The organism is Thermodesulfobacteriota bacterium, assembly GCA_039028315.1.
Taxonomy (GTDB): domain Bacteria; phylum Desulfobacterota_D; class UBA1144; order Nemesobacterales; family UBA2774; genus CR02bin9.
In genome coordinates this window covers 1-14698 of sequence record JBCCIH010000031.1, presented here as the reverse complement: position 1 = coordinate 14698, position 14698 = coordinate 1, and the positions used below count along the sequence as shown (strand labels likewise).

Below are 14698 nucleotides of genomic sequence, written 5' to 3'. Positions count from 1 at the left end.
CACATTTCCAATGCGGCAAGACATTGTGGAGGCTCACGGTATAAGATGGACTGAGCCAGAAAACATAGTGACTGTAGGGCCTTATAAGCTTTCTAGCTGGCGTCATCACGATAATATGCTTCTTACTATCAATGAAAATTACTGGGGCGAAAAACCAGTGATCCAAAATGTGAATATGGTCATGAATGAGAACCCTTCATCTGCGCTTGCGCTTTATGAGAGTGGGGAGCTTGATTTTGCAGACAGTAAGAGTATTCCTCCGCTAGAGGTGCCGAGACTAAAAGTGATGGAGGATTTTACGACTACTCCACAATTTAGAACTAACTACATAGCGTTTAATGTAGAAAAGGCGCCATTTGATAATCCGCTTGTGAGAAAAGCCTTCTCAGCAGCAATTGATAGGAAAAGCATTATTAACTTAATTCAAGGCGCGGGCATTACCACTACATCTTGGATACCTAAAGATATGCTGGCATACAACTCTGAGATTGGGGTCGATTTTAATCCCGAGCAGGCAAAGAAGTGGCTGGCTGAGGCAGGCTATCCCGATGGAAAAGGATTTCCTGAAGTTACTTTCCTATGGCCCGACGTGAGTTTTAATAGAGTAATTGCAGAGGCGCTTCAGAGTATGTGGAAGGAATACCTTGGAGTTGAAGTGAAACTGATTAACGAAGAGTGGAAGGTATATCTAAGCACGATCAACACAAACCCACCTGAGATTCATAGAGCAGGATGGGGAGCTGACTTTCCTGATCCTCATAATTTCATGAGCCTTTTTACATGCAACTCCGGCAACAATAGAACAGGCTGGTGTAATGAAGAGTATGATGCACTGGTTGAAAAGGCCGCTTCAGAAACCGATCCTGAAAAAAGGATTGTACTATACAACCAAGCGCAAAAAATTCTCACAGAAACTGACTCTCCTATTGCGCCATTTTATATAACAACTCAACAAAATCTAATCAAACCTTATGTGATTGGTCTTGTGCCTAATCCTTTAGACATGGTGCTTTTTAAAAACGTATCGTTTAAAGAAGGAACTCAGAATAACTAAAAAAAGGGGGCAATTATGCTATATAGCCCCCTATATAATTTTCTATACCTGACGAATGTCAGCCTTTGAAGTAAGGAATAATCTCTTTTCCGTAGGTCTCTAGAGCTTTGGCAGGATCTGGGCTGAACCTGTAGAACAGCACAAAGTGTCTTACCCCTTTATCAATAAATTTTTCAATTTTGTTTATGCAATCTTGTTTTGATCCTGTAATCGTGAAGTCAATTATCGCCTCACGAGGGAAGAACTGACCTAGTTCCCTGAATTTTTTCTTTCCTTCTTCGTCTTGTGGAATTACGTTGAAATAGTTAAGCCCGTGGTACTCCTCTGGTATATCGACGTCATATCCTGCTTTTGCAAGCTGGTCTTGCATACAGAGAACATATTTAAAAGGCTCAAGACTTTTGTAAGCCTCATCTTCATCCGCTCCTAGTGATGTGAATGTCCAAAGAGCTGGGTCTATCTCATCTGTGTTTCTTCCAGCGTCAGTAGCAGCTTTATGAATATCACCGAGATATCCAGCATAGAGATCAGGAGTCAGGTCTATCGGCATCCAGCCGTCACCAAGCTCGCCAGCTAACTGAAGCCCTTTTGGAGTATGGGTTGCAATATACATAGGGATTCTATTTCTAAGGTACGGCTTTACCTGAAGAAATGCTTCTTTCATCTGAAAGTGCTCACCGTCAAAATCACATGGTCCCTCAGTCGCCCAAAGTTTTTGCATAAGGGCCATAGCCTCTCTTAGTCTTCCAAGCGGCTTATTCCAATTAATGCCGTAGGCATCTAGGTTCATTGACTCTCCAACGCCAAGAGTAAGTGTTACGCGGCCTTTTGATATGTGGTCAATAGTAGCAAGTCGCTGAGCAAACACAGCAGGATGCATCCTGTGCGGATCTGAAACTGTGCCTATGCTGATATTACTGGTTTTAGTTGCAGCCACAGTAGCAACAGACCATGCTTCATGCGCTTCTGTTGGTGATACGAATACAACATGATCTGGAAACCATACTGTATCAAACCCAAGCTCATCTGCTTTTACTGAGAAATCAATTAGTCCGTCTAAATCAGCCCCCGGCATGGGAGCAGAAAGCCCAAATCTTATATCTTCTGCCATTTTGACACCTCTTTTGTGTGTTATTCAACTCATTTTTAACACATGCGTCTGCAAAAGACAATACCATTCATTAAATATCCCTAAACTGGTAGCTAAATCTGTGGATTATGACTTGTAATTAATGTTATAATCATAACTCTCTTAAACGCAAAGGAGGATAGAGAAATGAAATTTGGTATAGGTCTATTTGGTATGCAAACCCATCCTGAGCTTTCTTACACTCACCCCGATCTCTACAGAAATACTTTAGAACAGGTGAAGTTAGCGGAGGATGTTAATTTTGATTCAGCATGGATCTCGGAGCATCACTTTCTAGAAGATGGGTACTGTCCTTCTCCAGCTGTAATTGCAGGTGCAATGGCCGCTGTTACGTCAAAAATACGTATCGGCTCCTCTGGCATTATTTTGCCTCTTCATAATCCTGTAAGAGTTGCCGAAGATGCAGCTGTAGTGGACAACATTTCAAATGGAAGATTCGACTTAGGTGTTGTGCTCGGCTACAGAAAAGAAGAGTTTGACGGCATGGGCGTCCCAATGAGCCAAAGACCATCGCGTATGGACGAGGGTATTGAAGTTCTGGAAAAAGCTCTTTCTGCAGAGCAGTTCTCATACGAGGGGAAAAGGCACAGTTTTGAAAATACAACTCTAACTCCTAAACCAGTTCAAGATCCAATCCCGCTTTATGTCGGAGCTTTTGAGGAGCCCGCCATAAGAAGAGCTGGCAGATATGGCTATCCGCTATTGATAGGTCCCGGAAGAACACTAGAAATGGCTAGGGATACTCTTGCTTTTTATAATGACGAAGCACAGAAAGCTGGAAGAGATCCAAGTAAAGTTGAGCATATTCTACTTAGAGAAACTTTTGTGGCACAGGATAGAAATGAGGCAATAGAGGGCGGAAATAAATTTATTATAAGCATGTACAAATTCTACTTCACGCTTGGAGTTAAGATGTTTGTAAGGGGTCAGCAGCTTAAGGATTTAGACGATCCGCTTTTTGAACACTTGGCTGAAGAAAGGTTCATTATAGGTACGCCTCAAGACTGCATAAAAGAAATTGAGATGTACCGTGAAGAGTTGGGAATAAATTACATTTCATGCCGTATGGTATTTCCTCAGGCATCTAATGAAATAATATCAAATTTGATTGAGACATTTGGAAAAGAAGTAATTCCACATTTTGGATAAAAAGCATGAGCTTGACATATGAAGGATTTCGAAGTTATTATGTAAATCCTGTTTTTTAGATCTTTTAAAATTTATGGTACGAGGTTGCTTTAAAGCTTAAATGGGAAATCCGGTGAGAATCCGGTGCAGCCCACTCGCTGCTGTAAGTAGTCCATAAAGTCCTTTGCATTAAGTCACTGGAATTAATTCTGGGAAGGCGCAAAGGAGCCCCGAGGCTACAAGCCAGAACACCTGCCTTTGTACTTAGATTTTACTTATCTTCGGGGGGAGAAAGTAAATGGGTATTGAACACATTCCGCCTCCCGGTTACTCAGATAACCGGAGGTGTACATAATCAGATATTTGTTATCTGCACTTCTTGTGATCTTCGCAACAATTGCGATTGCTCAAGATAATCAAGACACAACTCTAGATACTGTTATAGTTGAGGATACTCCAATTGAGCCTCCACTTAACTACCCCTCTGCTTTTTCAACAGTGATTGAGCTCAAGGAGTTTAAGGGAGAGTACAAAACTGCAGCAGAGCTTATCTCCTTTTCGCCAGGAGTAGTGGTTAGGGACTTTGGCGGGTTTGGCCAGCTTAAAACCCTTTCGATCCGGGGATCATCAAATGATCAGGTTGTAATTATGCTTGACGGCGTGAGGTTAAATAATCCTCTTGGCGGCGGAGTCGACCTTTCAACAATTCCAACCAGCTACGTTGAGCGCTTTGAAGTGATAAGGGGCGGGGCTTCAGCCTTTGCCGGCACTGATGCACTGGGTGGTGTTGTTAATATTATTACTAAACCTACTGATGAGCCATTTACATTTGGTTCTGCTACTTACGGCTCTTATGAGACATTTAGGGTCAATGTTGGCCGGGCTCAGACAATAGGCAATTTCAGCTATCTCCTCTCTTTTGCCCACGCACAAAGTGAGGGAGACTTTAAGTTTAAGTCGGTTAATAACCTGACGCTAACAAGAATTAATAATGATTTTCATTCTGAGAGTTTTCTTGCCAAAGCTGCGTATGATTTTCAAAACGGCTGGGAAGTTAGCCTTTTAAACGAGTTCTTCTACGACGATAGAGGTGTGCCGGGCTTGGGAGAATTCCAGCAGCCGAACGCAAATCAGAAAGATCTTAGAAACCTAACTAGTGTAAACATATCAAAAACAGAATTTATAGAACCCGAGCTTGATCTGGACATACTACTCTACAATAGGTTTGACAAGCTTAAATTTAGAAACCCAACCCCTACGGTTGGAGTACCGATAGATACAAATAGCAACACTTATGCCTTTGGAGTAAACCCAAGACTCACATGGTTTGCCCCATATAATCAGACAATTACTTTTGCAACTGAGGCTAGGGCTGAGTTTTTAAGTGATGATGATTTCAACAACCCACAGCGATTTACATATAGCGCTTTTGCTGGAGATGAAATTACTTTTTTTGACGAGATGCTGCTTATAAATCCTGTTGCAAGGTTAGATGTGTGGTCTACCCAGCAAGAAGAAACAACAACAGATGTCGGTTTCTCGCCTAAGTTGGGAATCATAGTTTCGCCGAAGAAATACCTTACGTTCAAAACCAATCTCGGAAGATCGTTTAGAGCTCCTAGTTTTGGTGAGCTATTTTTCCCTGAGGAAGGTTTTATTGGCGGAAACCCGGATCTAAAACCAGAGACGTCTTACGACTTTGATATAGGCGTATTACTCTCTCACCCAAAGGCGGCTTTGGAAGTTACATATTTTAGAAGCCATATCGATGATCTGATTCTCTTCGTATTTGTTAGCGCACAGAGAATTGAGCCTCGGAATATTGGTAATGTCGATGAGCAGGGGGTTGAGACAAGTCTGATACTAAGGCCGTTTGATTTTATTGAACTCTATGGCGCCTATACGTTTTTGGACGGCGAGGTAGAAGACACAGGCGCACAGCTTCCTGGACGACCTAGAAATAAATTCGATTTCAGAGGGGTTCTGAGCTATTACGATATGGCGGCCCTTTTTTGGGAATCGCATTATGTGGACAGCATTCCACTTAATGCCTTCCCAAACGCTAGGACTACAGATCCTAGAACCACGCATAACATAGGTGTTAAGGGCGAGTGGAAGAAAGTATTCGCAAGCTTTGAAGTGAAAAATCTCTTTAACAACCTTGATGTAAGAGACGCTTTGGACTTTCCACTTCCGGGGAGAACTTTTTTTGTAACAGCAGGAGTAAATTTTGATAAATAAATTTGAAAATAAAAAGGAGGATTTACAAATGAGAATATTACTTTCAGTTTTTATACTTTGCTTGTTCAGCGCAGTTTTTATCGGCTGCGATAGTGGTGGAAGCGGTGGTGGTGGTTTTGTGCCGACGGGTGACATATTAGCCGTCGCAGAAAGGTCCGGTCAGAACGAGACTATTAAAGTAGGTGGTCTGCCGGGTTCAGTACCTCCGGGAAGCACAGTGTCTGTTACAAACCTAGCCACTGGCGAGACGCAGGATACTGTTGGTCTTATTGACGGTAGTTTCGATCCTACATTCGTAGGAAATACCGACGATCTATTTAATATAGTTGTTACAGATGGCGGCAGCATAGTGATCGATACTGTGGTTGGCGTTACCCTTCTTAGAAATGCAGTAGAGCGGAATTTAGCAGCGCTAGGCAGTGTTCCGGCTACGATTCAAATCAGGGGAACCAGGGCCTATGTCGTAAACGGGTTCTCAAACAATGTTCAAGTTTTTGAGTTAAACCAAAACCCCCCTACATTTCTAGGAACAATTGTTGTTCCTCCAGGATCTAACCCAATTTCCATTGACTTTTTCGGAAGTGATCAAGCCTACATTGCCAATAATATCGGACAAAGTGTTGCAATCGTGAATATATTCAGCGGCGCATGTGAAACACTAATAGTAAGCGCCGAAGATCAGGGCAATACTTCACCATGCCAGAATGTGGTAAACGTGCCTTCAAACACATTTGAGGAGCCTTCGAGAGTTCATGTTGCCGGAGATAAGGTTTATATCACGAACAATAATCTTGATGAAAATTTTAATCCAAATGGTAGCGGTTTTATTACTGTATTGGACGGCTTAACTGACCAAGTGGTTGATATAATCCCAGCAAGTGGCGCAAACACAAGCAGCATAGCGCAGATAGATCAAAACCTCTATGTTCTAAACAACGGGAATATTCTTTTTGATTTTGAGACTTTTGAATTCTCATGTGACTTTGAGTTCCCACCTTCAATAGACGTGGTTGATATTGGGACAGACACTATTGTTGATACGATTAATATTCCACTTAGCCAAACAAACTCAGCTGTCTGTCTGCCTAACAACTTAACTGCAACACCGGACGGATTTGGTTACACGGGCCTTGGACTTGTTGGAGCGCTTTTAAAGGTCGATCTGTTAGAAGGTTCAGTAATAAATGGCACCTCAAACCCTATAGTAATTACAGATCTCAGCGGTCTAAATAACACTGCGGACATAGCAATTAAAGATGGGCTCTTATTCACTACCTTATTTAACACGGATCAGATTGCAGTTTTGGATACTGATACAGACCAAGTCAATCCATTCCCATATATAAGCCCATTTCCTGCAGGCATAAGGGGAGATGATCCAAATTCCGACTTGTTTGACGGAGTGCAGTCACTAGCAATAAGACCTGGTGAGCCCGGCGTAGATTTTAGCGGGGCAGATATTTATTTTATTACCGGAATCAGTCAGCAATTAGGGTCTGTGGATTCTACACTGCAAACACAGTAAGGATTTGCATAAATAACGAATCCGGTAATGATATTTATGAGGGAAGAGGCAAGAAAATCCATCTTGCATCTTCCCTACATTAAGTAAATGATGGGGGCGTAAAAATGCGCATTTGTTCATTTCTACCAAGCACAACGGAAATAGTATATGAGCTTGGTTTGGGTGATAGTCTTTACGGCGTTACACATGAGTGTAATTACCCGCCGGATGTAAGAGAGAAAGATGCCGTTATAATGGGTTTTATTGATCATAAAAAACTCTCTAGTAAAAAAATTGACGAATTTGTTAGAAAAAATGCCTTAGAGGGTAAAAGTACATATCTTGTGGACAGAGAAGCTCTTAAGGTAGCTAATCCTGATATCATCTTAACTCAAAAATTGTGTGAAGTCTGTGCGGTGTCTGCAAACCAGGTATCAGAAGCTGTCGAAGTGCTTGGACATAAGCCTGAGATAATAGCACTAGAGCCAACGTCGTTATCTGAAATCTTCGATACAATAGTTACTATTGGCGAGGCAACGGGAACCGCGCAAAGGGCCCTTGAAATCAGAGAAAAATTAGAAGAGAGGGTCGAAAAGATACGCTACGCTCTTGAGAACGAAAGAGATAGGCCTCGTGTATTCTGTATGGAGTGGCTTGATCCCCCTTATGTTGGAGGACACTGGATACCAGAGATGGTAGAAATCGCAGGGGGCCATGATGGAATCGGCAAAGCAGGAGAGCCCTCCTTCATAGTTAAATGGGACGAAATAGTAGAATTTGCACCGCAAATGCTGTTTCTTATGCCGTGTGGTTTTGATATTGAAAAAACATTAAATGAGCTAGGCGCTGTGACCTCAAGAGAGGAATGGTTTTCACTTCCTGCAACAAACAGAGGGGAGATTTATTTAGTTGACGCGAATTATTACTTCAATCGCCCCGGACCGCGTATTGTAGATGGTCTGGAAATACTTGCTCACGCAATTCACCCCGAGATTATTAGAAATTACAGCCCACCGCCGAACTCTATTATCAACCTTAGAAACTATATGAAACTTGAGCTTTTCTCAGGATAAAAAAGGTCGTAAATATGCATAGAAGATTACTCATCATTATATTTGTTTTTTTCATCATAGCTGCAAACAGCTATTCCAAAGAAGTTCCTCAGCGAATTGTTTCTATTTCTCCCAACCTCACCCAAGTCATATTTGGTCTTGGCGCTGGAGAGAATATAGTGGGGGTTACAATATATGACGAATATCCTAAAGAGGTAGTAGATCTTCCTAAAATCGGCGGCTGGGTAAACCCAAACTATGAGGCTGTACTAGCGCTTAAACCCGATCTCGTAGTACTTATGAAGGATCAGGACAATATATTTGGCCAAAAGCTAAGAGACCTTGGTCTTAATACATTTACAGCAAATAGCAATGATTCAATTCAAGACATTTTAGAAACAATATCTGATATGGGCAGAATTTTAGATAAGACAAAAGAGGCAAAATCCTTAAGCCTTTATGTAGAATCAAACCTCGAAGAGATAAGAGAAAAAACCAAAAATGTTGATAAGAAAAGAGTTTTAATTGTTGTAGGAAGAAACCCGGGAACCCTTGAAGATATATATGTTATTGGCACAAATAATTATATAGATGAACTCGTAACACTTTCAGGGGGTAGTAATGTGGTTGAACACGAACGCAATGCACTGAAGATAAGTAAAGAATCAGTACTAAATTATAATCCTGAAGTCATAGTGGAAATAAACCATGAGAAGGTAGACAGAGAGGAAGAAATACTTGAGATCTGGAGCGATATTACTCAAGTGGATGCTGTCAAAAATAATCAGGTCTATGTCCTTTCCAGTAAAGTGCTACTTCACCCTAGCCAAAGAATAGTAGAAGGAGCAAAGGTGCTTACAGAAGTAATCCACCCTGAACTAACAAAAAAATATGGCAACAATAATTAACTGCACTGATCTTGGCTTTTCATATAACGAAGAGCAGATATTAGATAATATCAGTCTATCTATAAATCAAGGCTCGATGCTTGGAATTTTAGGAGCCAATGGCGCAGGAAAATCTACGCTAATTAAAATCCTATGCGGAGTGCTTAAACCAAAAAACGGAACTGCAAGTTTTAAAGATCAAAACATCTCGGCAATGGATAGGCGTGAGATAGCAAGAGCTATTGCATACATACCTCAAGACCCAATGTTTGCTTTCCCGTTTACTGTACTTGAAGTTGTACTGATGGGTAGAGCGCCCTATACGGGCAGATTTGAATTTGAACGCGAAGAGGATTTAGAAATTGCACAGGCAGCATTGGAAACTATTGGGATATCTCATCTAAAGGATCGGCTTATTAATGAAATCTCCTCAGGGGAGCGGCAGCTAGCATCAATAGCAAGGGGACTTGTGCAGCAGCCAGATATTATGATCCTTGATGAGCCGGCTACCTATCTAGATGTTAAACATAGAAACGAAATTATGACCATATTAAAATCGCTCCAAATAGACAAGGGCATCTCTATTGTTGCGGCAACGCATGATATTTTCTCCTCTCTATATTTCTTCGATGAGATTCTTGTATTAAAAAAAGGCAACATTTTATCAAAAGGTCCTACAGATTCAATTATTAGTAGTGAGCTTTTAAGCTCTGCATATGAAACCCAGGTTACTGTGAAAAAAGAAGGCGGGAAAGTATATGTATTCCCTAATTAATTTAGCGGTCAATCAATTATGAGCACAAGCAGAAAATTCATAGTCTCTATAGTTTTACTTTTTCTACTTTGGGTGATAATTGCGTGCATATCGCTATTTTCTGGTACATACAGTATTGGGATACTGGAAGCACTGACAAGCACTGATGATTTAGCTAACACAATTTTCTTTAAAATAAGAGCGCCTAGGGTGCTTATGGCAACAATCGCTGGCGGCACACTTGCCATTGCAGGAGCGGCGCTTCAGGCTCTTTTTAGAAACCCTCTTGCCTCACCTTTCACACTTGGTATATCTGGAGGCGCATCTCTTGGGGCGCTTTTAGCAATTCGATCAGGGCTTGCGATCGGCGTTCTCGGATTTTCATTGGTTTCGATTTCGGCTTTTATATTCTCAATTCTGACAATGCTTTTTGTGTACTCCGTTTCAAAAGTTGGCGGAGTTGTTGCAACGGGGCGTCTTCTTCTTGCAGGAGTTGTGGCTAATTTCCTTTACTCTGCAGTAGTCATGTTTATTCAGTTCTTCTCAAATTTTACGGAGTCACTGCATTCCCTTAGATGGATTATGGGAAGCTTAGATGTAGTGGGGTTTGATACTGTATGGAAAACTCTGATATTTGTTGTACCCGGATGCATCATACTTCTGTCTGCAACTAAAGATATGAATTTATTTGGTCTTGGCGACGATGTTGCATCATCGCTAGGTGTTAATATTAGGCGAATGGAGAAGAAAATCTATTTTGCCACATCTCTATCTGCAGGTGCGGTAATTGCTGTTACAGGTCCAATCGGATTTGTGGGGCTTATCATCCCACATATTCTCAGAATGATATTAGGAGTTGATAATAGAATAATACTTCCGTGCTCATTTTTGTTGGGAGCTTCTTTCTTAACTCTTGCCGATACAGTTTCTAGAACTGTCATTGCGCCTGTTGAGATACCCGTGGGCATAATAACGGCAGCAATAGGCGGAGTATTCTTTCTTTGGCTATTGATAAGAACCAAAAAAGAAATAATTGTTTAACCCATATCAAAGTTGATAAGAGATTACAATCCTATTTCAGTTTAATGGAAATGTAAATTAAAGCTCTTTACTATTAAGGGGCTTTAAATGGATCGTCATCTCCACCGCCGCCTGATGGTGCTTCTGCAGGTGCAGCTTCTGCAGCTGGTGCAGAGTCATCAGCTTGAGCAGATGAAAATTCACTTCCATCTGTCACAGCATTATCCGCTGCGGGCGCATCTGCTGCTGGGGCTTCTGGCGGGGCTGGAGCCTCAGGTGCTGCAGCAGCTCCTGCTTCTCCTTGTGGTGACATCATATACCATCCTAAAAACACAATGCCCAGTATAATTAGAGTCCACATCATTATCTCCTCCTTATTGAATCAAACATAATTCTATAATATTAGATCTCAAAAAGCGAATTAAAACCATTGATATTTGTTTTGAGTTTTAATTTTCCCAATCCCAATTATTTACTGATACTACTCAATAATCGGCCTCTGTTAAGATTGCCAATACCTTGATACTAATAAATTTTATAGGTAAATGTCAAGCGAAAATTTGTATTTTGATACAAAAAATAGCTTATTTCTTGTATATTTTGAGACTAATATAAGGATAAGTCTTTGATTTTACGATAAAATACTAGATAGTCGCAAATCTAACCACTGTGGAGAAAATATTTTGCTATCACTATTACTAAAGCCTTTTTTAAACGAGAATGCAGATAAAATTGAACTATCCTCCGATGCGGAAATATCCCTTTCTATGATTGAATCCGGTTGCATGTTTGATACATTTGATGATAAAGCAGCACTTATCATAGTTGCGCCTGATAGTGACATAGACACACTTAGAAATATTAATCGAGCTAGTTTTGATTTTGAATTAATTGAAAGACCTGAATTTCCATCGCTTGCCATGAAAATGGAATTAAACACTGCAGCCAATGTTGCATACAAATTCGATTATTTTTTCAATACTGAATCACCCACATCTATCGGATTGCTGGAGAAATTAAAAAAACAAAACTATTTTGATATCCATTTCTACTCAGAAGAAATAGTACATTCAAAAAAAATTGAGTTTTCAGATAAAGATAAAATTGAATTTGCCGCACTTATTGATAAAGTGATTTCTTAGTTTGACAAAAGACCCTTGTTGACTGATAATATGCAATCATTCTAATAGCTTTTTGATTGGCTAGGGAGTACTAACTAACTTGAGTTTTGTAAAGTTTCTAGGAATTGGTTCCGCAATACCTGACAAAGTGTTATCCAACGCTGATTTTGAAGAGATGATGGACACCTCTGATGAGTGGATAAGAACCCGCACAGGTATTTCCGAACGGAGAATTGCCAAAGAAGAGCATGCTTCATCTGATCTTGCCTATGAGGCCTGTCTAAAAGCGTTAGAAGATGCGTCGATGGATATTGATGACATTGACGGCATCATTGTCGGAACAATTACTCCTGACCATATTTTCCCATCCACAGCGTGTGTACTACAAAGTCGTTTGGGCGCTAAAAACGCTTATGCTTTCGATGTTTCAGCAGGTTGCTCGGGATTTCTATATTCCCTTCACGTGGCAAAAGGCATGATCCAGGGAGGTAGTAATAAAAACCTCCTAGTAGTTGGTTCAGAGACTTTGTCCAAAATCATGAACTATGATGACAGGACCACTTGTATACTTTTCGGGGACGGCGCGGGAGCTGCAGTTTTAACTACATCAGACACTCCTGGCATAATGTCCTCGTGCCTCGGAGCAAACGGTGATCACTGGGAGCTTTTATGGATGCCTGCCGGGGGATCTAGAATGCCGCCTTCAGAAGAAACGGTTAAAAACGGCAGTCACTTTTTGCAAATGGAAGGAAGAGAAGTATTTAAAGAAGCTGTAAAGGCTCTTGAATCATCTTCTCTAGAAGCAATAAGACAAGCCGACATAATGCCCGAAGATATCGATCTATTAATCCCACACCAAGCAAATTATAGAATTATCGATGCTGTGAGAAGGCGCTTAGAGCTACCAGAGGAAAAAGTGTTTAGTAATTTGGACAAATATGGGAACACATCATCAGCCTCTGTGCCGCTAGCACTTGATGAAGCCGTTAAAAGCGGCCGACTTAAAAAAGGTGATATTGTAGTTTTCTCAGCATTTGGGGCCGGATTTACCTGGGGCGCATCAGTTGTAAGATGGTAATAACCTTTCAATTTTTCAACTAATATCATTTATCAGATACAATCATTGATCTACTCAAAAGATAGTTATAAAAATCTAGGGGAGACAAGCCTATTTCTGCTGAAATAATTGAAATAATAAATGTTGTACTGCCGGTATTTCTAATCGCCTTTCTGGGTTACCTTTTTGGCAAATGGAAAAAAATAGACCTTTCGGCTTTAAATGACTTTGTTATCTATCTGGCAACTCCTGCTCTTATCCTATCCTCACTTTATGAAGAAAAAATAGATATAAATATCGCAGGAATAGTTTTTGTTTCAACACTCATAATTATAGGGGTGTTATCCATAATAGGCTATTTCTCACTAAGAGGTTTGAAACTGCCTATAAAGGTATATCTGCCTCCTGTTCTTTTTGCTAATACGGGCAATATGGGGCTCCCGCTTATACTTTTTGCATTTGGAGAAACCGGCTTCTATATAGGAATTCTCTACATGGTTTCTACAACAGTAATTCACTACACTTACGGAATTTTGATTCTAAACTATGACACCAGTCCTTTTGAAATATTTAAACTACCTCTTGTTTACTCCGCGATTGCAGGAGTCTTGCTTGGAGTATCACAAGTTCATGTTCCGACATCATTATTTAGAGCAGTAGATCTTTTAGGCGAGGCAAGTATTCCTACTATGATCTTTGCTTTGGGTTACAAACTTTCAGAGGTTCGTCTAATGAGCGTTGGAAGCTCCTTCTTAGCAGGTGGTATGAGAGTGCTAATAGGTTTTGCTTTAGGACTTTTTGTCGTTTGGCTCTTTAAGCTAGAGGGGTTAGTAGCAAAAGTAATAATTCTGCAGGCTTCAATGCCGCCAGCAATATTCAACTTCGTTCTTGCTGAGAAATATAACCAGGATTCCAAAACCGTGGCATCTATTATTTTAGCCGGCACAATAATATCCATAATCACAACGCCGATTATACTGTCTTTCCTAATTGATTGATATCACTTGTCCTGGCAATCAACTCTCATTATTGGAACCTGAAACCAGTGGTGCTCTGTGTTATAGAGAAATGATTTTCCATCGGGCATATAAGTAATACTCTCTTGCTGTGGAAGAGATTTGAGCTCGATCACATTGTAATCCTCCCCCTTAACAAGCTTCTCGGTAGGTTTTATGGGTTGTGTGGCGAGGTCTATACTAAACTCATATGCGTTTTCATAAGTTAGAAGTAAAAATTTCTTACCATCTGGCGCAATATCAAATGCTGAGACTACTTGGCCATAAGCGGTTGCAGAAGGGTTAAGAGATGGAAGATCAATATCTCCAATATGCTCTAGCTTAGCGGATTTAGTGTTTTTATTCTCCCAAACTTCTTTTGGTAGTTTATAAACTTTGGCAGGATAAGCCTCAAAATCTCTTAAGTTCTCTTCCTTAGTAACTATATAAATATCTCCATTTGGATGAACGGCTAATCCCTCTGCATTATGAGGTCCGTCTGGATAAGTAATCTCAAGTCTCTTAATGGGATCGACTGAGGACCCATACTGCTTGTTTTCTTCTATTATAATTATTTGGCCTGAGTATTTTCTGGCCTTGTTGTCACCGATGTCACCGATAAAGATGCACGTTTTATCAAAACACTTGCCTACGCTTATATCTTCAAAGTCAGAACGTTTAACACCAGTTCCGTTAATTTTTATTTTTTGCGTATTGTCTCCCTTTTGGTCTGTT

The 14698-nt window shown here is 40.6% G+C and carries 14 protein-coding genes and 1 riboswitch; of the genes, 11 read left to right on the top strand and 3 right to left on the bottom strand.

Annotated elements, in window-relative coordinates; genetic code table 11:
- On the top strand, positions 1-1054 hold a 1054-nt coding region (locus AAF462_03475; GenBank protein MEM7008172.1), incomplete at its 5' end, for a peptide ABC transporter substrate-binding protein.
- 58 nt (positions 1055-1112) lie between these two features.
- Here the strand turns inward: AAF462_03475 and AAF462_03470 are convergent.
- Complete coding sequence (locus tag AAF462_03470) at positions 1113-2165, bottom strand: LLM class flavin-dependent oxidoreductase (GenBank protein ID MEM7008171.1); 1053 nt, start codon at positions 2163-2165, stop codon at positions 1113-1115.
- A gap of 165 nt (positions 2166-2330) precedes the next feature.
- Between AAF462_03470 and AAF462_03465 the strand changes: the two genes are divergently transcribed.
- From AAF462_03465 to AAF462_03435, 7 genes are all read left to right on the top strand, one after another.
- A complete protein-coding gene (locus AAF462_03465; GenBank protein MEM7008170.1) occupies positions 2331-3353 on the top strand; it encodes an LLM class flavin-dependent oxidoreductase in 1023 nt (340 codons plus the stop codon).
- A 64-nt stretch (positions 3354-3417) separates the two neighbouring features.
- Positions 3418-3607, top strand: a riboswitch (cobalamin riboswitch).
- A 70-nt stretch (positions 3608-3677) separates the two neighbouring features.
- Complete coding sequence (locus tag AAF462_03460) at positions 3678-5573, top strand: TonB-dependent receptor (protein ID MEM7008169.1); 1896 nt, start codon at positions 3678-3680, stop codon at positions 5571-5573.
- Between the two features lie 28 nt (positions 5574-5601).
- Positions 5602-7098 (top strand): hypothetical protein, encoded by a 1497-nt coding sequence (locus AAF462_03455; protein MEM7008168.1) that lies wholly within the window; start codon positions 5602-5604, stop codon positions 7096-7098.
- A 104-nt stretch (positions 7099-7202) separates the two neighbouring features.
- A complete protein-coding gene (locus AAF462_03450) occupies positions 7203-8150 on the top strand; it encodes a cobalamin-binding protein (GenBank protein MEM7008167.1) in 948 nt (315 codons plus the stop codon).
- Between the two features lie 14 nt (positions 8151-8164).
- On the top strand, positions 8165-9037 hold the full coding sequence (locus AAF462_03445) for a helical backbone metal receptor (GenBank protein MEM7008166.1): 873 nt from the start codon (positions 8165-8167) through the stop codon (positions 9035-9037).
- Positions 9021-9791, top strand: coding sequence for an ABC transporter ATP-binding protein (locus tag AAF462_03440; protein ID MEM7008165.1), 771 nt, complete (start codon positions 9021-9023; stop codon positions 9789-9791). Before AAF462_03445 ends, AAF462_03440 begins: the two co-directional genes overlap by 17 nt.
- Positions 9792-9809: 18 nt before the next feature.
- Positions 9810-10811: an iron ABC transporter permease gene (locus AAF462_03435; GenBank protein ID MEM7008164.1), complete on the top strand. Its 1002-nt coding sequence runs from the start codon at positions 9810-9812 to the stop codon at positions 10809-10811.
- 73 nt (positions 10812-10884) lie between these two features.
- Here the strand turns inward: AAF462_03435 and AAF462_03430 are convergent, their stop codons facing one another.
- Positions 10885-11154: a hypothetical protein gene (locus AAF462_03430; GenBank protein MEM7008163.1), complete on the bottom strand. Its 270-nt coding sequence runs from the start codon at positions 11152-11154 to the stop codon at positions 10885-10887.
- 319 nt (positions 11155-11473) lie between these two features.
- Here AAF462_03430 and AAF462_03425 point away from each other — a divergent pair, with 319 nt between their 5' ends.
- From AAF462_03425 to AAF462_03415, 3 genes are all read left to right on the top strand, one after another.
- Positions 11474-11932 carry a hypothetical protein gene (locus AAF462_03425; GenBank protein ID MEM7008162.1) on the top strand — a complete coding sequence of 153 codons (459 nt, stop codon included), beginning with the start codon at positions 11474-11476 and terminating at the stop codon, positions 11930-11932.
- Positions 11933-12011: 79 nt separating this feature from the next.
- A complete protein-coding gene (locus AAF462_03420; GenBank protein MEM7008161.1) occupies positions 12012-12989 on the top strand; it encodes a beta-ketoacyl-ACP synthase III in 978 nt (325 codons plus the stop codon).
- Between the two features lie 92 nt (positions 12990-13081).
- A complete protein-coding gene (locus AAF462_03415) occupies positions 13082-13966 on the top strand; it encodes an AEC family transporter (GenBank protein MEM7008160.1) in 885 nt (294 codons plus the stop codon).
- Positions 13967-13968: 2 nt separating this feature from the next.
- Here the strand turns inward: AAF462_03415 and AAF462_03410 are convergent.
- Positions 13969-14698 (bottom strand): hypothetical protein (locus AAF462_03410; GenBank protein ID MEM7008159.1); only part of this gene is annotated, 730 nt, incomplete at its 5' end.

What these genes read in the sequence shown, in the direction of transcription:
- AAF462_03430 (MEM7008163.1), bottom strand. Translation starts at nt 11,154, where the DNA reads ATGATGTGGACTCTAATTATACTGGGCATTGTGTTTTTAGGATGGTAT.
- AAF462_03450 (MEM7008167.1), top strand. Translation starts at nt 7,203, where the DNA reads ATGCGCATTTGTTCATTTCTACCAAGCACAACGGAAATAGTATATGAG.
- AAF462_03435 (MEM7008164.1), top strand. Translation starts at nt 9,810, where the DNA reads ATGAGCACAAGCAGAAAATTCATAGTCTCTATAGTTTTACTTTTTCTA.
- AAF462_03470 (MEM7008171.1), bottom strand. Translation starts at nt 2,165, where the DNA reads ATGGCAGAAGATATAAGATTTGGGCTTTCTGCTCCCATGCCGGGGGCT.
- AAF462_03445 (MEM7008166.1), top strand. Translation starts at nt 8,165, where the DNA reads ATGCATAGAAGATTACTCATCATTATATTTGTTTTTTTCATCATAGCT.
- AAF462_03455 (MEM7008168.1), top strand. Translation starts at nt 5,602, where the DNA reads ATGAGAATATTACTTTCAGTTTTTATACTTTGCTTGTTCAGCGCAGTT.
- AAF462_03440 (MEM7008165.1), top strand. Translation starts at nt 9,021, where the DNA reads ATGGCAACAATAATTAACTGCACTGATCTTGGCTTTTCATATAACGAA.
- AAF462_03465 (MEM7008170.1), top strand. Translation starts at nt 2,331, where the DNA reads ATGAAATTTGGTATAGGTCTATTTGGTATGCAAACCCATCCTGAGCTT.